General features: G+C 69.6%; 15 protein-coding genes. 9 read left to right on the top strand and 6 right to left on the bottom strand.

Going from position 1 to position 17,675, the window contains the following annotated elements:
• Window positions 1-4 precede the first annotated feature (4 nt).
• Complete coding sequence (locus tag HS104_10330) at window positions 5-1,645, bottom strand: serine/threonine protein kinase (protein ID MBE7480364.1); 1,641 nt, start codon at window positions 1,643-1,645, stop codon at window positions 5-7.
• A 104-nt stretch (window positions 1,646-1,749) separates the two neighbouring features.
• Here HS104_10330 and HS104_10325 point away from each other — a divergent pair, with 104 nt between their 5' ends.
• The gene (locus tag HS104_10325) at window positions 1,750-2,460 is read left to right on the top strand and encodes a tetratricopeptide repeat protein (GenBank protein ID MBE7480363.1); all 711 of its coding nucleotides are present in this window, start codon (window positions 1,750-1,752) and stop codon (window positions 2,458-2,460) included.
• The gene (locus HS104_10320) at window positions 2,457-2,921 is read left to right on the top strand and encodes a PH domain-containing protein (GenBank protein MBE7480362.1); all 465 of its coding nucleotides are present in this window, start codon (window positions 2,457-2,459) and stop codon (window positions 2,919-2,921) included. The genes HS104_10325 and HS104_10320 overlap by 4 nt, the downstream gene beginning before the upstream one ends.
• Before the next feature lie 72 nt (window positions 2,922-2,993).
• Here the strand turns inward: HS104_10320 and HS104_10315 are convergent, their stop codons facing one another.
• Window positions 2,994-5,990: a penicillin acylase family protein gene (locus tag HS104_10315; GenBank protein MBE7480361.1), complete on the bottom strand. Its 2,997-nt coding sequence runs from the start codon at window positions 5,988-5,990 to the stop codon at window positions 2,994-2,996.
• Window positions 5,991-6,037: 47 nt separating this feature from the next.
• Window positions 6,038-6,502 carry a ribonuclease HI gene (gene rnhA, locus HS104_10310; GenBank protein MBE7480360.1) on the bottom strand — a complete coding sequence of 155 codons (465 nt, stop codon included), beginning with the start codon at window positions 6,500-6,502 and terminating at the stop codon, window positions 6,038-6,040.
• A gap of 121 nt (window positions 6,503-6,623) precedes the next feature.
• Here rnhA and HS104_10305 point away from each other — a divergent pair, with 121 nt between their 5' ends.
• The 3 genes from HS104_10305 (at window position 6,624) to HS104_10295 (ending at window position 9,900) form a co-directional block, all read left to right on the top strand.
• Window positions 6,624-7,472, top strand: a complete 849-nt coding sequence (locus HS104_10305) for a fibro-slime domain-containing protein (GenBank protein MBE7480359.1) — start codon at window positions 6,624-6,626, stop codon at window positions 7,470-7,472.
• A gap of 71 nt (window positions 7,473-7,543) precedes the next feature.
• Window positions 7,544-8,599 carry a hypothetical protein gene (locus HS104_10300; protein ID MBE7480358.1) on the top strand — a complete coding sequence of 352 codons (1,056 nt, stop codon included), beginning with the start codon at window positions 7,544-7,546 and terminating at the stop codon, window positions 8,597-8,599.
• The gene (locus HS104_10295) at window positions 8,596-9,900 is read left to right on the top strand and encodes an AI-2E family transporter (protein ID MBE7480357.1); all 1,305 of its coding nucleotides are present in this window, start codon (window positions 8,596-8,598) and stop codon (window positions 9,898-9,900) included. The genes HS104_10300 and HS104_10295 overlap by 4 nt, the downstream gene beginning before the upstream one ends.
• Before the next feature lie 2 nt (window positions 9,901-9,902).
• On the opposite strand, the gene HS104_10290 is transcribed toward HS104_10295, so the two are convergent.
• Together HS104_10290 and HS104_10285 are read right to left on the bottom strand one after the other, a co-directional pair.
• Window positions 9,903-10,337 (bottom strand): hypothetical protein, encoded by a 435-nt coding sequence (locus HS104_10290; GenBank protein ID MBE7480356.1) that lies wholly within the window; start codon window positions 10,335-10,337, stop codon window positions 9,903-9,905.
• A 25-nt stretch (window positions 10,338-10,362) separates the two neighbouring features.
• Window positions 10,363-10,590 (bottom strand): hypothetical protein, encoded by a 228-nt coding sequence (locus HS104_10285; GenBank protein ID MBE7480355.1) that lies wholly within the window; start codon window positions 10,588-10,590, stop codon window positions 10,363-10,365.
• 81 nt (window positions 10,591-10,671) lie between these two features.
• Here HS104_10285 and HS104_10280 point away from each other — a divergent pair, with 81 nt between their 5' ends.
• The 4 genes from HS104_10280 to HS104_10265 all read left to right on the top strand — a co-directional run bounded on the left by HS104_10280 (window position 10,672) and on the right by HS104_10265 (window position 16,494).
• Window positions 10,672-12,882, top strand: a complete 2,211-nt coding sequence (locus HS104_10280; GenBank protein ID MBE7480354.1) for a helicase — start codon at window positions 10,672-10,674, stop codon at window positions 12,880-12,882.
• A 3-nt stretch (window positions 12,883-12,885) separates the two neighbouring features.
• A complete protein-coding gene (locus HS104_10275) occupies window positions 12,886-13,422 on the top strand; it encodes a CDP-alcohol phosphatidyltransferase family protein (protein MBE7480353.1) in 537 nt (178 codons plus the stop codon).
• A 103-nt stretch (window positions 13,423-13,525) separates the two neighbouring features.
• Entirely contained in the window at window positions 13,526-14,803 is a 1,278-nt protein-coding gene (locus HS104_10270) for a citrate synthase (protein MBE7480352.1), read from the top strand.
• Between the two features lie 269 nt (window positions 14,804-15,072).
• Window positions 15,073-16,494: a hypothetical protein gene (locus tag HS104_10265; GenBank protein MBE7480351.1), complete on the top strand. Its 1,422-nt coding sequence runs from the start codon at window positions 15,073-15,075 to the stop codon at window positions 16,492-16,494.
• 78 nt (window positions 16,495-16,572) lie between these two features.
• On the opposite strand, the gene HS104_10260 is transcribed toward HS104_10265, so the two are convergent.
• On the bottom strand, window positions 16,573-17,652 hold the full coding sequence (locus HS104_10260; protein ID MBE7480350.1) for a DUF362 domain-containing protein: 1,080 nt from the start codon (window positions 17,650-17,652) through the stop codon (window positions 16,573-16,575).
• Window positions 17,653-17,675: the final 23 nt, after the last annotated feature.

The following is a 17,675-nucleotide window of genomic DNA, read 5'->3' as shown; positions in this document are numbered from 1 at the left end:
CGCCTCAGTCGAAGCGGTGGAAGCCGCCGCCCGTCTGCTTGACTGGTGCGGCGCCGCCGCCCTTCGCCTTCTCGCGGGTCAGCGAGACGCGGAAGCGCTGGTTCTCGTCCGGCGTGACCTTCTCGACGGCGTCGGCGTAGCCCTCGCGCCTGAGCGTCAGCTCGACGGCTTGGTCGCCCCGCGGCAGCTTGACCTCGATGGGGGTCGGGCCCTTCTCGACGCCGTCCACGAGCAGCGTGGCGCCGGCGGGATTGCTGACCACCTTGAACACGACCTCGCTCGCCACCGGGGGCGCCGGCGGCTCCGGCTTCGCCCAGAACGACGCCGGGACCCGCAGCGCTCCCGTCCCTTGGCTCAGCGCGACCCCGTTGGGCTTCGGCATGCTCAGCACCACGATCACGATGCCGAGCACGAACACCGTCCCGGCGGCGGCCATGGCCGCCACGATCGCGGCCTGCGTCTTGCGCTTCTGCGCCGCCGCTTGAGCGAGCGCGTCCACTCCGGAGCCCGCGTGCGACCCGCCGAAGGTGAAGCCGCTCTCCAGCTGGCCGCGCGGGTTCGACCCCACGCCGGAAGCCCCGGTGTCCGCCAGCATCCCTTCGAGCTCCGGGATCTCCACCGCGGCGTCCGCCTCGGCGGTCGGCACCGCGCCCACGGAGCCGCCGGCGCGAACCCGGCGCAACATCTCGTTCTTCTCGGCGATGCGGTCGCCGAACAGCCGCTGCATCATCCCGACCAGAGCGTCCTCCGGGTCGTCCACTCCGAGCAGCTCCCGCACCACGGCCATCAGGTCCCGGCGCATGTCGGCGGCCGTCGCGTAACGGTCGTCGGCGCGCTTCGCCAAGGCCTTCATCGCCACCCGATCGAGCGACTCCGGGCAGCCCTCGATGACCTTGCTGGGCGGCGCGGGCATCTCTCGGCAGACGGCCTCGAGCACCGCCAGCTTGGTGTCCCGCTTGAAGAGCCGCCTCCGGGTCAGCAGCTCGTAGAGCACGATGCCCAGGGCGAAGACGTCGCAGCGCCGGTCGATGGCTTTGCCCCGGCACTGTTCCGGGGCCATGTACTCGAACTTTCCCTTGAGCTGCCCCACCTCGGTGTGGGCAGTGCGGTCCGCCGCCTTGGCGATCCCGAAGTCGAGCACCCGGACCCCACCGCCGTAAGTCACGAAGATGTTCTGAGGTGAGACGTCCCGGTGAACGAGGTTCAGCGGGCGCCCGTCCGGATCCTTGAGCTCATGGGCGGCGTGCAGGCCGGCGCAGGCTTCGGCCACGATGTAAGCGCACAGCGCGACCCCGATCTCCTGCTCGCTCAGCAGGCTGCGACGGATGATCCCGGCAGCGTTCTCGCCCTCCAGGTACTCCATCGTGAGAAACAGGTTCTTCCCGTCCTGCCCGAGCTCGTGCACCTGCACCACGTTTCGGTGCTGAATGCGGGCCGCCAGGCGGGCCTCGTCCAGGAACATGTCGACGAAAGCGGGCTGTTCGGCCAGGTGCGGCAGAATCCGCTTGATCACGACGGCGCGTTCGAATCCACTCGGGCCGCGCAGCCTTCCGAGCAAGATCTCGGCCATGCCGCCCACCGCCAGGCGTCCGACGACCTCGTACCGGCCGATGGTGTCCAAGCTAGTTGATTCCGCTGCGCCCATTCCCCCTGCTATGCTCTCAAGCGAACAAGCCTAGCAAAATGCCTCGCATCGTCACAAGGGTTCTACCGGGCGTCCTTCTGGCCTTGGTAATCGGGTGTCCCACATTGTCGGCTGAAGCTCAGCCCAAAGCCAAGAAAGACCCGAAGACCGAGGCCTTGGAGCTCTTCGAGCAGAGCGCGGACCTCTACCGCCAGGGGAAGTTCGACGAGGCGGCGCAGCTCCTCGAGCGCGCGTACTCCCTGCACGACGAGGCGGTCCTGCTCTACAACCTGGGCCGCGCTTACGAGGGCCTCGGCGAGAACCAGAAGGCCATCGACGCCTATACCAAGTACCTGGAGAAGGCCCCGAACGCCAAGGACCGCGGGGCCCTCGAGCGCCGCATGGAAACCCTGAAGGCGCAGATCGAGAAGGAGAAGGCGCGCACCCAGCCGGAGACGACGACCCCCAAGGCGCCGGAGCCGGCGAAGCCCAAGCCCGAGCCCGTGAAGTCGAGCAAGGGCCCCGGTGTGCTGCCGTGGGTCGTGACGGGTGTCGGCGTGGCCGCGGTCGGGGCAGGCCTCTTCGTCGGGCTTCAGGCCAAGAGCAAGCGTGACGACGCTCAGGACAACCCCGTGTCGGCGGACGCGCAGGACGAATACGACAGCGCCAAGAGCATGGCGACGACCGCCAACGTGCTGCTCATCGCGGGAACGGTGGTCGCCGCCGGGGGCGTGACCTGGGCGCTCCTGTCGCGCAAGAAGTCCGAGCCAGCAGCGGCCGCCCCTCTGCACCTGACGGTGACCCCGGGCGGCCTGCGGCTCGGAGGCCGGCTTTGAGCGCGGAGCAGACCCCGGCGCCGCCGGACGCCACCAGCGAGCAGGTGCTGTTCGAGGGCTCCCCTGCCCTGGTGCCCGGCGTGGGGATGCTGCTGCTCTGCATGGTCACGCTGGGGCTCGCGCTGCCGTTCCTGTGGCTGCGCGCGAAATCCAAGCACTACAAGATCACCACCCAGCGCATCGTGGTGGAGATCGGCCTCTTCTCGAAGAAGCTGGAGCAGGTCGATCTGTACCGCATCACCGACTACGTGGTGGAGCGCCCGTTCGGCCAGCGCATCATGGGCACGGGGAACGTGGTCCTCGAGGCCATCGACAGCACCAGCCCCAAGCTCAGGCTGGACGCGCTCCGGACCGACGTGGTCGCCCTGTACGAGAAGCTCCGCGTCGCCACCGAAGCCGCGAAGCACCGGCGCGGAGTGCGCGTGGTGGACTACGGCGAAGGTGGACTGCCGGTCGGGTAGCCTCGTGTTGCGCCAGCTGGGGCCACGGGAATCGCGTCAGGTGCGGGTTTCTTCGAGCAAGTCGAAGCTGGCTCACTTCGTGAACAGGATGTGCTCGCCGCCCGGGGCCACGGCAGCGGCCTTCACCTCGTCCATCTCGAAGGGCACGTCGTGGGTCTGGTTCTTGCGCCAGAGCTCGGCCTCGTTGCGGAAGAAGGGGCTTTCCTTGGCGAGCACGGTGCCACCCGGGAGGGCGTTCTTGATCTTCGGGCCGGTCTTGGTCACCTCGGCGACGAATCGCTGGACGGGGCCCGAGCCGTAGTTGAAGTCGAGGGGCGAGGCGAGGCTCTTCACGATGCCGAAGTTACAGGCATCGACGTTCCACTGGTCACCCGGCCGCGGGAATCCCTGCTTGAACAGCGGGTCGCTGAACGCCGGGATGTCCACGAACCAGATGGGGTTCAGGCTCTTGAACTTGACCCGGTGCAGCGCGCCCCAGCGCCAGGCCGTGCGATCGGCTCCGACCACCTTCACCAGGTCGTCCACCGCGTCGAGCAGCGCCGTGACCAGACGATCGTCCTTCTTCTCGACCGTGCCGGTGGTGGTCATGTCGTCCCACAGCGCGCTCTGGCCCGACGCCGAGTCGTAGGTCGCGAGCTTGGTCGGATCCTGCTCCAGCATGCGCACGAACGCCTTGACCATGTTCGCCGTGCCGAGGCTTCCCATGCCCGCGGCCTTCATCTCGTCCTCGAGCGCGCGCCCGATGGCGCGCACCAGCCAGGCGTTGAAGATCAGCGTCGCCTTGGCGGCCAGCGCCTCCTTGGCGTCGACGTTCAGCGACTCGTCATCCGGGTTCAGGCCCGACGCGGCGTCGAAATCGGACTCCGTCTCCCACTTTCCCAGCGCGTCGAGCACGTCCGCGACGTCGGCAGCGGCGTAGCGCGGATCCGCCACGGCGGCCGCGAGGTCCGGGTGCGTCCCGGGCGTGGCCTTCTCCGCCTCGGCCTTGGTGAGCGCGGCGACCAGGTGCTTGGTCAGGCGGGCGCCGAGCCCAGACCTGTGATCGCCCTGGATCGCCGACATCTCGTCCAGCGTCATCGAGCCGGCCTTGGCGCCCACGCGCTCGTGGATGCGTCCCTGGCGCAAACCCTCTGCAAAGTCGCAGCCGATGTAGAACGGCTTGCCGTTCGGCAGGAGGTCGTTGGTCGGATCGTTGTCGTTGGTGCTGCCGATCTGATCGGTGTTCGCCGTCGCGACCCAGCCCGAAGCGGGGGTCTTCGACTTCGGCACGTATTGCTCCTCCAGGAAGGACCCCGTCCACTCGTGGTCGCCGCTCTCTCCGTCGAGCACGAAGCAGGGCATGGTGCCTGTGAACGTGCCTGGGTCCCAGGTGTAGGCCTTCTTGTCGCGGTAGGGCAGCTTGCCCTGGGCGAACATGAACACGTCGCCGCTCGAGTCCGCGAACATCCAGTTCTGCGCGCCGGTCCCGAACGGCTGCAGGGCCAGCCGCGCTTCGTCGACGCTCTTGGCCCGCGCCAGGTCGAACACGGCCTGGTACTCGCCGGTCGGCTGGTGCCCGGTCCAGCGCACGCTCAGGACGTTGGCGTCCGCCGCCACCGGCTTCACCTTCATGTCGGCGTCGATCTCCGGCACGACCGGCCCGTGGTGCGGCACGATCAGCACGTCCCAGGTGTAGTCCGGCTTACCCTTGATCTTGATGGTCTCGCTGACCTTCTGGAAGGCGACCTTCTGCCCCTTCAGCATCACGCCCGCGCCGTCGCCCGACACCTTCTCCTTCCAGACGTCGGTGACGTCGTAGGCCGAGGTCGTGGAGCCCCAGGCCAGGCTGCGGTTCGCGCCCAGCACGACGCCCGGGATGCCTGGGAACGCGACGCCGCTGAGCTCGAGCTCGGGGGTGGTCTCGCTGCCCACGTAGATGTGGGTCGGCCAGAACACCATCGGCGATGACAGGCCCAGGTGCGGGTCGCTGGCCACCATGGCGTTGCCGGTCGCCGTCTTCGCGCCAGCCACGCCCCAGTTGTTCGAGCCGAAGAACTCGTCGCCGCCGAACAGATCGCGCACGCGGCGCACCGAGCGCACGAAGGGAGCGGCGGCCGCGGCCAGCCCGGGCGACAGCTCGGGCGCGAGGTTCTTTTCGAAGGCGTTCTTCTTGGCGAGGGCGCTCTGGGCTGCCGGTCCGCGCGTCGCGCTCGGGCCCGGGCCGCGGAGCAAGTCCTTGGGCAGCGGGTCGTCCTTGAAGCCCACGAGCGGTGTCGCCGGGTCCAGCGGGTCGAAGCGGAAGGCGTCGATCAGGATGCCGGCGCGAGCCTTGGCGGCGGGATCGCTCGCGCTCGGGTTGAACACGGCGCGAACCTTCTCCACCGTCTCGCTTCGCCCGATGTCGTCGTCGGCGTCGTAGGACAAGGACCAGGTCTGCAGCCGCGCCATGGCCAGACTGTCCACCGGCGACCAGTCGGTGAACGCCTCGGGCGGCATCAGCTCGAACTGCTGCGGGGGCTTCAGCTTGCCCGCACGGTAGGCCGTGTTCCACTGCGTGACGCCGTCGGCGAAGGCATCGATGGCCTTCTTGTGCTCGCTCGTCGGGTCCATGCCGTCGTAGATGGCCTTCGCTGCACGGTGCAGCCCGATGGTGCGCATCGTGATGTCGTCCTCGATCTGTCCTGCGTCCGCCTCTGCGAACAGCTCCGCCAGCCTTCCGGTGGCCAGGCGGCGCGCGATCTCGAGCTGGTAGCCGCGATCGCGCGCCATCAGCCAACCTTCGACCCGCATCGCGTCCTCGACGGTGCGCGCGTAGATGTGCATCCAACCGTACTTGTCGCGCACGGCGTTGACGGCGCCCGTCAAGCCTTCGAGGCCCCGCGTCTCGGTGACCGGCACCTGTTCGCCGAACACGCCCTTGTCCGGGCCGGCGTCGGTGCCGGTGTCGGTGCCCGAGTCACCGCCGCTGCCCCCGCTGCCACCAGTGCCGGGGGAGCCTTCACCCTCCTCGCCGTCGTGACAGGCGCTCACGGCGAAGAACGGTGACGAGCACAAGAGGCACAGGGCGAATCGCTGGCGAAGGCGCAACATGCCCGGGGTTCTTGGTCAGCTGCGCCGCGGCGGCAAGGGATACGGCGTCACGCCCTTCCGAAGCGCTCGACGCCCAGCCGAGCCAGCGCGTCGGCGCGCTCGTTCTCGGGGTGCCCGGCGTGCCCCTTGACCCAGTGCCACTCGACCCGGTGCCGGCCGATGGCGGCCTCCAGGCGCTGCCACAGATCGACGTTCTTGACCGGCTTCTTGTCGGCGGTCTTCCAGCCGCGCTGCTTCCAGCGCGGGAGCCACTCGGTGATGCCGTCCCGGACGTATTTGCTGTCGGTGTGGATGCGCACGCGCATCGGACGCTTCAGGGTCTCGAAGGCCTGGATGGCAGCCATCAGCTCCATGCGATTGTTCGTCGTCTCGCGCTCACCGCCGTGGAGCTCCCGCTCCTTGCCCCGGAACCTGAGCAACGCACCCCAACCACCGGGACCCGGGTTACCGGAGCACGCCCCGTCCGTGTAGACGTCGACGAAGCCGTCGTCAGCGCTCTCGTCCTTGACCATCGGAACCTCTCACGCTCTATCACTCGTCCGCTCTGGCGAGAATCGTCCAGCCGGGCTCCATCGTTCGGGTCGCATGGTCGAGGCCGGTGAAGGCTGATATCCTACGTGGTGTGAGGTGCTCATGCGATCGTTGATTCTCTCGGCGAGCGCTCTGGCGCTCGCGCTGTCCGTGGGCTGTGGTGGGGACGACGACGGCGACGTCGCATCGAACGGCTCCGGCGGGAAGCTGAACTTGGGGGGCTCCAGCGCGAGCGGAAACGGCGGCGGACTGAACGTCGGTGGCAGCGCGGCGGGCGGCGGCGCAGCCGGCACCGGCGTCGGCGGCAACGGCGGCGACGGCTATTGCGGCAGCAAGCTCACCGGCACCATCCGCGACTTCAAGATCGACCATCCGGATTTCGAGTACACCATCGACACCGACCCGGGCATCGTGCAGGACGACCTGGGGGCCGACGGCAAGCCGGTTTACGCGGGCCAGTCCGGCAACCCGACGACCACGGGCAAGGCCAACTTCGATCAGTGGTTCAACGACGTCGCCGGCGTCAATCAGAAGAAGTTCTTGCCGGTGACGCTGACCAAGTCCGGCAGCAACGTCTACACCTACGACAACTCCGCGTTCTTCCCCATCGACAACGAGCTCTGGGGCAACGAGGGCAACTCACACAACTACCACTTCACCTTCGAGCTCCACACCAAGTTCGTCTACCTGGGCGGAGAGGTGTTCACGTTCACGGGCGACGACGACCTCTGGGTGTTCATCAACAAGAAGCTCGGCATCGATCTCGGCGGGGTCCACGGCGCGATGAGCGGGCAGATCGATCTGGACGCGGACGCCGCCAAGCTGGGCATCCAGAAGGGCCAGACCTACCAGCTGGACTTCTTCTTCGCCGAGCGCCACACCAGCGAGTCGAACTTCCGCATCGACACCACGATCGCTTCGTTCGTCGACTGCGGCCCCGTGGTCCAGTAGCCCATCGAGCAAAGCCGAGAAACATCGCCCGTTTTGCCTGATTTGAGGGGTCTCGTGCTACTCTCCCGGTGATGAGGACCTTCCGTCGTCTGCTCGGGGCGTGCGCCGTGTCGGCCTTGGCCGTCGCGGCTTGCACCAATGACTACGAGGACTTCAGCTTCACCGGCACCGGCGGCTCGGCAGGCGGCGGCGGTGCCGGGACCGGAGGCGGTGCGACCGGAGGCACCGGCGGCGGCGTGACCGGAGGCACCGGCGGCGGCGTGACCGGAGGCACCGGCGGCGGCGTGACCGGAGGCACCGGCGGCGGCGTGACCGGAGGCACCGGCGGCGCGACCGGAGGCACCGGCGGCGCGACCGGAGGCACCGGCGGCACCGCGACCTGCCCCGGGAACCAGAAGCTCTGCAACGGCGCCTGCGTCGCCACCAACGACCCCAAGTACGGCTGCGCGGCTCCGAGCTGCGACCCGTGCACGTTGCCGAACGCCACCACTCAGTGCGTTGGCGGTCTGTGTGCCCTTCAGACTTGCAGCAGCGGCTACGACAGCTGCGACGCCAACGCCGCCAACGGCTGCGAGCAGACGCTCGACACGACGGACCACTGCGGCGCCTGCAGTCGCAAGTGCAACACCCTCAACTCGACCTCGGCGGTGTGTACGGCGTCGGCGTGCCGCCACGCCTGCAACACCGGCTTCGGTGACTGCTCGTCCCCCACCACGGGTCCGGACAACGGTTGCGAGACCGACCTGGCGACGACCAAGGCCAACTGCGGGGTGTGCGGCAACAACTGCGGCTCGCTGGGCGCGCAGGGCGGCTTCGGCTGCAAGGCAGGCACCTGCGTCTGTCTGGAGAACTCGCAGTGCCTGACCACCGGCGGGCTCTCCAACTCGAGCTGCAACCAGGCCGCAGGGCTCTGCGTCTGCGACGGGACGACCTGCAAGCCCGGCGAGGCTTGCGGCAAGACTTCGGGGAACACCGTCTGCCAATGCGCGGGCGGCCCCGCCTGCGCGACGGGTGAGAGCTGCTGCCCCGGCGGCTGTGCCGACACCCAGACCGACGAGAACCACTGCGGCGGCTGCGGCGTGAAGTGCGCGACGGGCAAGACCTGCACCGCCGGCGTGTGTCAGTGAGCGGCGGACCCGCCGAGAAGCGCGAGCTGGTGCTCGGCCGGAGCTGGTACTGGCTCGCGGCGCTCGGCGGCGTGGGCCTCGGGCTCTACGCGCTGCGCGACGTGCTGACGCCGATCTTTCTGGCGTTCACCATCGCCTACATCCTGGATCCGGTGGTCGATCGGCTGGAGAGGTGGCGCATCCCGCGTGGCGTCGCCATCGGCATCGTGCTCTTGGTCTTCACCGGCGCGGTCGCCGCATTCCTCCTGCTGGTCATCCCGGAGGTCGCCAAGGACATCGCCAGCGTCGCCCAAGAGCTGCCCGGGCACGCGAAACGGGCGCTCACGCGCCTCGAGCCCATCCTGCGAGAGCAGGGCATCCAGATCCCGCACACCGCCGACGAGTGGATCGCTCAGCTCAAGAGCAAGGCGGACTCGATCTCCGCCAGTCAGCTGGCGCCGGTGGGCAACGCGCTCAAGGCACTGATCGGCGGGACCGCTTCCGCCATCGGCGCGGTGTTCGGCGCGCTGATCGTGCCGATCCTCGCCGTGTACTTGCTCGCGGATTTCGACCGCATGGTCGAGGGCGTCCGCTCCCTGGTGCCGCTACGCTACCGCGACAGCGTCGGGTCGTACGCGCGCGAGATCGACCACACGCTCAGCCAGTTCATGCGCGGACAGCTGACCGTGATGCTGATCCTGGCGGTGCTCTACGGCGGCTCGTACTCGCTGCTCGGCGTGCGCCTGGCCGTGCCCATCGGCATCGCTGCCGGTATCTTGAACTTCGTCCCCTACGTGGGCGGCGCGTTCGCCCTCGTCGCGGGCGTCCTGATGTCCCTGATCGGCGGCGGTGGCTGGCAGCAGATCGCCGGCGTCGTCGCGGCCTACATCGCGGTGCAGACCCTGGAGGGCTTCGTGATCACGCCGCGCATCGTCGGCGAGAGCGTGGGCCTGCGGGAGATCTGGGTGCTCTTGGCCCTGTTCGTCGGCGGTGAGGTGTTCGGCTTCCTGGGCGTCCTGCTGGCGGTCCCGGCGGCGGCGGTGCTCAAGATCTTCGTCTCCCGGGCCCTCGACCACTACCGGGAGAGCAACCTCTACCTGGCGCCCGCCGGTGCCCCGCCATCCGCTCCCGGCGCCGAGCCCGAACCGGAGCCCGAGCCAGAACGCGACCCCGACCCCGACCCCGAGCCCGACCCCGACCCCGACCCCGAGCCGGAGCCCGAGCCGGAGCCCGACCCCGACCCCGAGCCCGACCCCGACCCCACGCCGGAGCCCGACCCCGCGCCGGAGCCCGACCCCGCGCCGGAAGAGCCGAAGAGCTGAGCTCAGCTACAGCTGCAGCCGGCTTTCTCGATGCGCGCCGTCGCGGCAGCCACTCGCTGCTTCGCCCACTCGCAGCGCTCATGGGCCGCGCCGGCGATCTCGCAGATCCGCTCCTGCGAGCGCTTCATCGATCCCAACGCCTTGCACGCCGTCTCGCAGGGCGAGCGCGGGGGCGACGCCTCGGGGCTGGGCGTCGTGGCGGCCGGCTCCGGCTTCTTCTCCTCCGCCATCCCCTCACCCCCCGCGGCCGGCTCGGTGGGCTTGGGCTGGGCTCCCGGCTCGGGCCCCAGCTCGGCGCTCAGGTCGCGCTCCGCGGCCTCGATCTCGCCCGCCAGAGCGTCCACGTCACCCGAAGGCTCCGGCGACTTGGCCCCGGGTGCCGCGGCTCCGCCGCACGCGCCCAGACACACCAGCCCGAGTAGCACGGCCGCCCGCATGGGCAGGGATGCTACTCGACGGCGCTCAGCCGCGCAGCTCCTTCTTGGCGCGCGAGAGCGAGTCGTCTTCCTCCGGCATGAGCGAGAAGACCAGCACCGCGCCCACCACCGGGAGCAGCCAGATCAGCTTCGACTGAAGGATCTTCTGGCTTCGCTCGTAGGAGCTGCTGCGCCAGACCCGGACCGTGAGCCAGATCTGCGCCACGACCAGACCGAGGAGCAAGAGACCGTAGACGAAGTCGAAGCCGGACATGAATTCACGAGTAGATAGTCACCGCCGCCTGCCCGCGCAAGCCCCCGTGCCGGGCCCAAGGTTCGATAATAGGCTTCGAACGTGGTCGACGATGCGCCCCTGACGGCCCTGCTCGGGCCCACCAACACGGGCAAGACCCACCGGGCCGTGGAGCGCATGCTGGAGCACGAGACCGGGATGCTGGGCTTGCCGCTGCGCCTGCTCGCCCGAGAGGTCTACGACCGGGTCAGCGCGCGGGTCGGCGAAGGCCAGGTCGCCCTGGTCACCGGCGAGGAGAAGCGGGTGCCGGCGCGCCCACGCTTCTGGGTGTGCACGGTGGAGGCGATGCCCGTCGAGCGCAGCGTGGACTTCCTGGCGGTGGACGAGATCCAGCTCAGCGCCCACCGCGAGCGCGGGCACGTCTTCACCGACCGACTGCTCGACGCGCGGGGCCGGCAGGAGACATGGTTCCTCGGCGCGGACACGCTGCGCCCGCTACTCTCGGAGCTCTTGCCGAGCGCGAGCGTGCGCCGCCACCCGCGGCTGTCGCGCCTGCGTCACTCCGGCTCAGCCACCCTGGGACAGCTGCCACCGCGCTCGGCCGTTGTCGCCTTCAGCATGGCCCGCGTGTACGAGATCGCGGAGCGGCTCAAGCGGCGTCGCGGGGGGGCAGCGGTGGTCCTGGGAGCGCTCTCGCCACGGGCGCGCAACGCCCAGGTCGCGATGTACCAGGCCGGAGAGGTCGAGCACATGGTGGCGACGGACGCCATCGGCATGGGCTTGAACCTCGATCTCGATCACGTCGCCTTCGCGGATCTGGAGAAGTTCGACGGCAAGCGACCACGACCGCTCGAGGCCGCCGAGCTCGCGCAGATCGCGGGGCGCGCCGGGCGCTACCAGAACGACGGCAGCTTCGGCACCCTGGCTCCCCTGCCGGCGCTCCCCGAGCGGTTGGTTCGCGCGATCGAGAGCCACAGCTTCCCTGCTGAGCGCGCGCTGGTATGGCGCTCGAGCGGCTTGGACTTCTCCAGCGTCGAAGGGCTGATGGGCTCGCTCAAGCGGGCGCCGACCCGACGCAGCCTGAAGTTGGTCGAGCGAGCGGACGATTTCAGCGCGCTCGCCGCCCTCGCCCGCGACCCGGAGGTGCTCCGCCGCGCGGCCCGCGAGCCTGGCGTGCGGCTGCTCTGGGACACCTGTCAGATCCCGGACTATCGCCAGCTCCTGCCCGAAGCGCACGCGCGGCTCGTGCGCGAGGTCTTCGTCGAGCTGGCCGACCGCGGCGCGCTCTCGAGCGAACGCCTGCGGCGCCACATCGCGCGGCTCGACGACGCCAGCGGCGACATCGAGGCGCTGCTCGGCCGCATGGCGTTCGTCCGCACCTGGACCTACGTCACCAGCCACACCGGGTGGGTCGAAGAGCCGGAGTGCTGGCAGGAGCTCACGCGCGGCATCGAAGACCGGTTGAGCGACGCCTTGCACGCGAGGTTGGTGGAGCGCTTCGTGGAACGCGCCCGTCCGAGCAAGCTCTCGGGCGTGAAGCTCCCGGGGCCCTGGGCTCGAGCGCTGGAGCGAGCGGACCGCCACGGCGCGTTCGCCGAGCTCTTGGCGCGCGCCCGGCCCGAGGCCGCGGCGAGCCCGGACGAGAGCTGGGCCGCTTCGCTCGTCGACGCGCCCCACGAGCGCTTCAGCGTGGACGAGCGCCGACGCATCAGCGCCGACGACCGCCCGGTTGGTGTGCTCACCCGCGGAGCGGATCTGGTCCGCCCCGAGGTGCGCGTCACGCTGGACGTCACGGCCGGCGTGCGCGCGCGGCTCGGGCGGCGCCTCTTGGCCTACTCCCGGGATCTGATCCAGGGACTCTTCTCGCCGCTGCGCTCCGAGCGCGCGAGAGAGCTCTCGCCGGCCGGGCGCGGCCTCGCCTACCAGCTGGAGCAAGGGCTCGGAACGCTGTTGCTCGCCGCCGTTTCGCCCGGGCTCGAGACGCTCACGGAGCGGGACCGCGCCCTGCTGCGAGAGCTCGGCGTAGTCCTCGGACGGAGAGCCGTTTACCTGTCGACCGCCCTCGGCCCCGACGCCATCGCACAGCGTGCCGCGCTCTGGAACGCCCACACCGACGGCGCCGTGAGCTTGCCGACCGCGGTGTCGATCCCGATCGGGCGCCTGACGCCGAGCGCCCGACGGGGGCTATTGGCCATCGGCTACCTCACGCTCGGGACGCGCGCCGAGCGCGTCGATGTCGCTGACCCGCCACGGCGCCGGCGCCGACGGCGCAAGCGTCGCGGCCCGCGCGCCGCGCTCCCGACGCCGGGGTGAGCCATGGGTCGCTACCGGGCCAGGGACCTGCTCTTGCCGCCGAGCTTGCTCAGCATGGCGCGCGTCCCGCTCGCCGTCGCCTTCGTCCTCTGGCTGAACCACCCTTGGGTCGAGCTCGCCGTCCTCGCGTTGGCCGGTGCAACCGACGTGGCGGACGGCTGGTGGGCGCGGCGCTTCGGCCAGGTGACTGCGACGGGCGCGGTGGTCGATCCCATCACCGACAAGCTCTTCGTGCTGACCGTGGTAGCGGCGCTGATCGCTTCGGAGCGGCTGTCGGTTTGGTCGTTCGCGCTGCTCGCCACCCGCGAGCTCGGCGAGCTCCCGCTGGTCTTGTGGTGGGCGCTCTCCCATCGGAAGCGACGCGCGCGAGCCGAGCAGCCGATGGCCAACCTGCCCGGCAAGGCGGCGACCGTGTTGCAGTTCGCCACCGTCGCGCACGCGCTCTTCCACGGCCGCTTCACCGACGAGCTCTTGTGGGCCACGGCCGTGGCCGGCGCGCTGGCAGCGGTCAGCTACTGGGTCCGGGACCTGCGCGGGTAGGACGACGCGATGTCGGACGGTGTGAGAGCGCGTCAATATTGCGCAAGCCCCCGATATTTTTCGCGGAGCGGGGGACCGGACCCGTGCTAGTTCGGATAGTGCCATGACCACCGCAAAGCTCGTCTACGAAGGCAAGGAATACACGCTTCCCGTCATGGAGGGCTCCGAGAAGGAGCGCGCCATCGACATTCGCAAGCTGAGGGCGGAAACAGGCCTCGTCACCTTCGACGATGGCTACGGCAACACTGGTTCGTGCAAGAGCGCGATCACGTTCATCGACGGTGATCGTGGCATCCTGCGCTACCGCGGCTACCCCATAGAAGAGGTGGCGGAGCGCGCGCGCTTCACCGAGGTCTGCTACCTGCTGATCTACGGCAAGCGGCCGAGCCTCGAGGAGTTGGCGAAGTGGCGTCAGAAAATGACGATGCACACGCTGATCCACGAGGACATGAAGAAGTTCTACGAGGGCTATCCCCCGAACGCGCACCCCATGTCGATCATGGCTGCCATGGTGGCGTCGCTCTCGAGCTTCTACCCGGACACCGACAAGGATCTGGATCTCAACATCATCCGCATCCTCGCCAAGAGCAAGACGCTCGCGGCCTTCGCCTACAAGAAGAGCATCGGGCAACCGTTCGTCTACCCGCGCAACGACATGTCGTGGCCGGCCAACTTCCTACGCATGATGTTCGCCGTGCCGGCGGCGGAGTACGAGGTTCCCAAGGCGTACGAAGACGCCATGAACCTCCTGCTCATCCTGCACGCCGACCACGAGCAGAACTGCTCGACCTCGACCATGCGCATGGTGGGCTCGAGCGAGGCCAACCTGTACGCCTCGATCTCGGCGGCCATCTGCGCGCTCTGGGGCCCGCGCCACGGTGGCGCGAACCAGGCGGTGCTCGAGATGCTGGAGCACTTGCAAGAGAGCGGCGAGGACTACAAGAGCTTCCTCGAGCGGGTGAAGAAGGGCGACAGCAAGGCGCGCCTGATGGGCTTCGGGCATCGCATCTACAAGAACTTCGACCCGCGGGCGAAGCTGCTCAAGGCGGCCTGCGACCGGATCTTCAACGAGCTCGGCATCCACGATCCGCTGCTCGAGCTGGCCAAGAACCTGGAAGAGGTCGCGCTCAAGGACGACTACTTCGTGAAGCGCAAGCTCTACCCGAACGTCGACTTCTACAGCGGCATCATCTACCGCGCGATGGGCATCCCCACCGACATGTTCACGGTGATGTTCACGCTGGGCCGCATTCCGGGCTGGATTGCGCACTACATGGAGCAGCGCAACGACCCCGACGGCTACCGCATCCATCGGCCGCGCCAGATCTACACGGGCGAGGTCGAGCGGACCTTCGAAGACTGGGGCACGCGGCGGCTCTGACTCGGGTTGCGCTCTTTCGCGCCCCGTTCTTGCCGCCACGCCCTGCCTCGCGTCGATGTTGTTGTCGAGACGCACTCGGGGAGCGTCAGGCGACAATTCCTACCTGACGGGGAGAGTGCGCCGGCCTCGCCGGTGTTTTCGTGGGTCCCGCTCTCAGTGGCGGATCGCGATCTGCTCGTGCCAAGACAGCGAGAGTCGAGTCTGAGCTCCGGTGTCGGTGCGCCATCGATTGGCGCACCCGCCCCGAGCTTTGCTAGCCTCCGGTCGACGTGGGTAAAGACGATCTAGACGGGCTCTGGGACGTACCGGGCGAAGACTCGGCCGCGAGCCCTCTGCCGCCGCGAACGGCGGCGCCCGCCAAGCCGCCCGAGCCGGCTCCCGCGGTCGCCAAGCCGCCCGAGCCGGCTCCCGCGGTCGCCAAGCCGCCCGACCCGAAGCCCGCTCCAGCGCTCGCCAAGCCGCCCGACCCGAAGCCCGCTCCCTCGGTCGCCAAGCCGCCCGAGCCGGCTCCCGCGGTCGCCAAGCCGCCCGACCCGACGCCCGCTCCCTCGGTCGCCAAGCCGCCCGAGCCGGCGCCCGCTCCCGCGCTCGCCAAGCCGCCCGAGCCGACGCCCGCTCCCGCGGTCGCCAAGCCGCCCGAGCCGACGCCCGCTCCCGCGGTCGCCAAGCCGCCCGAGCCGGCGCCCGCTCCCGCGGTCGCCAAGCCGCCCGAGCCGACGCCCGCTCCCGCGCTCGCCAAGCCGCCCGACCCGGCGCCCGCTCCCGCGCTCGCCAAGCCGCCCGACCCGGCGCCCGCTCCCGCGCTCGCCAAGCCTGCCGAACCGAAGCCGGCGACCAGCCCCGCGCCGAGTGCCGAGAGCTCAGGGGCGCGGCCAGCCAGCATTCGACCGCCTCCGCCACCGGATCCCGAAGTGGACTCTGGCTGGGACGCCACCCCTGCACCGCCGAAGGCAGCGACCGCCGCGCCCGCACCCGCACCCGCGGCAAGGGCCGCGCCCTCTGCGAAACCCGCGCCGGCAGCGAAGCCCGCACCCGCGCCCGGTCCCGCAGCGATGCCCGCGCCGGCAGCGAAGCCCGCACCCGCGCCCGGTCCCGCAGCGAAGCCCGCGCCGTCGGCCGCACCCGCAGCGAAACCCGCGCCGTCGGCCGCGGCGAAGCCCGCGCCGTCGGCCGCACCCGCAACGAAACCCGCGCCGTTGGCCGCGGCGAAGGCCGTCCCCACGCTCCCGGTCGGGGCCTCCAAGCGCGAGCGGCGGGAGCATCAGCGCCGCGAGCGAGCCGCGGCTGCCAGCCGCAAGGCCGAGCGCCGCAAGGCGAAGAAGTCGGCGCGCGCCGAGCGATTGAAGGCCGAGCAAGAAGCCCGTCGCCGCGCGCAGGAGCAAGCGCGCCTGAAGGCGGAGGCCGAGCGCGCGGAGCGGGAGGCCGCGCGACCCGAGCCCGACCCGAGGCCGGCGCCGGTAAGGCCCAAGAAGGCAGCTCCCGTGAAGACCTCCGCCCCGCGCGCCGAGCGGCGCCACGACCACACCGTCGAGCACACCGGGCCGAAGCTGACCCCCTCACCGAAGAAGCAGAAGACCGCGGCGCGCGCGCCCGCGGCGTCGAAGAGCGCGACCAACCCCGCGCTGATACTGGCCATCGTCACCGGCGTCGCGCTGGTGATCCTGGTGCTGGCTTACTGGCAGAAGCGCTGACTGTTCCCCGGCCCCGCCGGCAATCCCGTGGGTCCTCGCTGTTCGTGATCCGATCACGGCGAGGCGGCCGAAGTCGCGTCAGAGCGCGACTTCGCTGAGCTTGATCTTGCTCTCCGCGTGGGCGCCGAGGCCCAGATCCGCGGCCATGGCGATGTGCTTCGGCTCGCGCCCGACCTGCGCCAGGCTCTTCATGCCGTTGTCCTTGCGGGCCTGATCGATGATCTTCCAGCCGATGGTGTCCATCGCCACCGGATCGGTGGTCGCGAAGACCGCGCCGTAGGGGATGCGGCGCTTCGGGTCCTTGTCGAGCGGACCCTTGTCGTAGATGATCTTGTAGGCGTCGATGATGTGCAGGCGCACGCGGCTCCGCACGATCTCGTGGTTGTAGAGCGCGGCGATCTGGGCGTGTGCGCCGGCGCCGTGATGCTTGCCCGGGTTGATGATCGACCCGTGGGTGATGTTCTTGAGACAGCCGGTGAAGCCGCAGATGGAGTGATCCTTGACCTGCGTGAAGTTGATGACCGCGGTCGCCTCGGTGAGGAACTTCACGTATTTGGTCTTCACGCCCTTGTAGACCGTGATCTCGTCCATCTCGGTCACGCTGTTCATGTGGATCCCGGTCTTGACGCCAGCAGGCAGCTTGTTGCCCTTGCCGCCGATGCGCGTCCCCTTCAGATAGCTCGGGAACTGCTCGTACACGGTGATCTTCTCCGCCGGCACGCCGAGGGCGATGAGCGCGTCGATGACGGGCATGACCAGCTCGGCGTTGGCCGCCATGGTGGCGCCCGACTGGCCGGCGATGCCGTTCGGCTTGAGGGCGACGACGTCGTCCTTGTGGATGAACTTGCCGAGCGCCTCTTTCAGGTTCGGCGCACTGGTGAGCTCCATCAGCGCGCGCTCGACCATGTTTTTGGCGACGTCCGCCTTCGGCCAGAGCTGATTGGGCTGCATCAGCGAGGCAAAATCATTCCCTTTCGTCACTTTTACGACGCGGCCCGGCTTGGTCATGGGCTTGAAGCCCGCCGGGGGCTTCGCCACCAGGCTGGAGGCATCCCCGGCCCAAGCCAGCGGCGCTAGCGACGCGGTCGCCAGCGCGGCGGCGCCGCCGATGATTGAACGTCGCGTCAGGCCAAAATCCAGGTCATCTCGCTTTGCCATCTGCCACCTCGGAGCCCCTGATG

Source organism: Polyangiaceae bacterium (assembly GCA_015075635.1).
In the GTDB taxonomy this organism is placed as follows: domain Bacteria; phylum Myxococcota_A; class Polyangia; order Polyangiales; family Polyangiaceae; genus JADJKB01.
Note: the sequence above shows the minus strand (reverse complement) of the source record. Positions and strands in the feature narration are given on the sequence as shown.

What these genes read in the sequence shown, in the direction of transcription:
- HS104_10285 (MBE7480355.1), bottom strand. Translation starts at nt 10,590, where the DNA reads ATGTCCGGCTTCGACTTCGTCTACGGTCTCTTGCTCCTCGGTCTGGTC.
- HS104_10315 (MBE7480361.1), bottom strand. Translation starts at nt 5,990, where the DNA reads ATGTTGCGCCTTCGCCAGCGATTCGCCCTGTGCCTCTTGTGCTCGTCA.
- HS104_10260 (MBE7480350.1), bottom strand. Translation starts at nt 17,652, where the DNA reads ATGGCAAAGCGAGATGACCTGGATTTTGGCCTGACGCGACGTTCAATC.
- rnhA (MBE7480360.1), bottom strand. Translation starts at nt 6,502, where the DNA reads ATGGTCAAGGACGAGAGCGCTGACGACGGCTTCGTCGACGTCTACACG.
- HS104_10290 (MBE7480356.1), bottom strand. Translation starts at nt 10,337, where the DNA reads ATGCGGGCGGCCGTGCTACTCGGGCTGGTGTGTCTGGGCGCGTGCGGC.
- HS104_10305 (MBE7480359.1), top strand. Translation starts at nt 6,624, where the DNA reads ATGCGATCGTTGATTCTCTCGGCGAGCGCTCTGGCGCTCGCGCTGTCC.
- HS104_10330 (MBE7480364.1), bottom strand. Translation starts at nt 1,645, where the DNA reads ATGGGCGCAGCGGAATCAACTAGCTTGGACACCATCGGCCGGTACGAG.
- HS104_10270 (MBE7480352.1), top strand. Translation starts at nt 13,526, where the DNA reads ATGACCACCGCAAAGCTCGTCTACGAAGGCAAGGAATACACGCTTCCC.
- HS104_10275 (MBE7480353.1), top strand. Translation starts at nt 12,886, where the DNA reads ATGGGTCGCTACCGGGCCAGGGACCTGCTCTTGCCGCCGAGCTTGCTC.
- HS104_10300 (MBE7480358.1), top strand. Translation starts at nt 7,544, where the DNA reads ATGAGGACCTTCCGTCGTCTGCTCGGGGCGTGCGCCGTGTCGGCCTTG.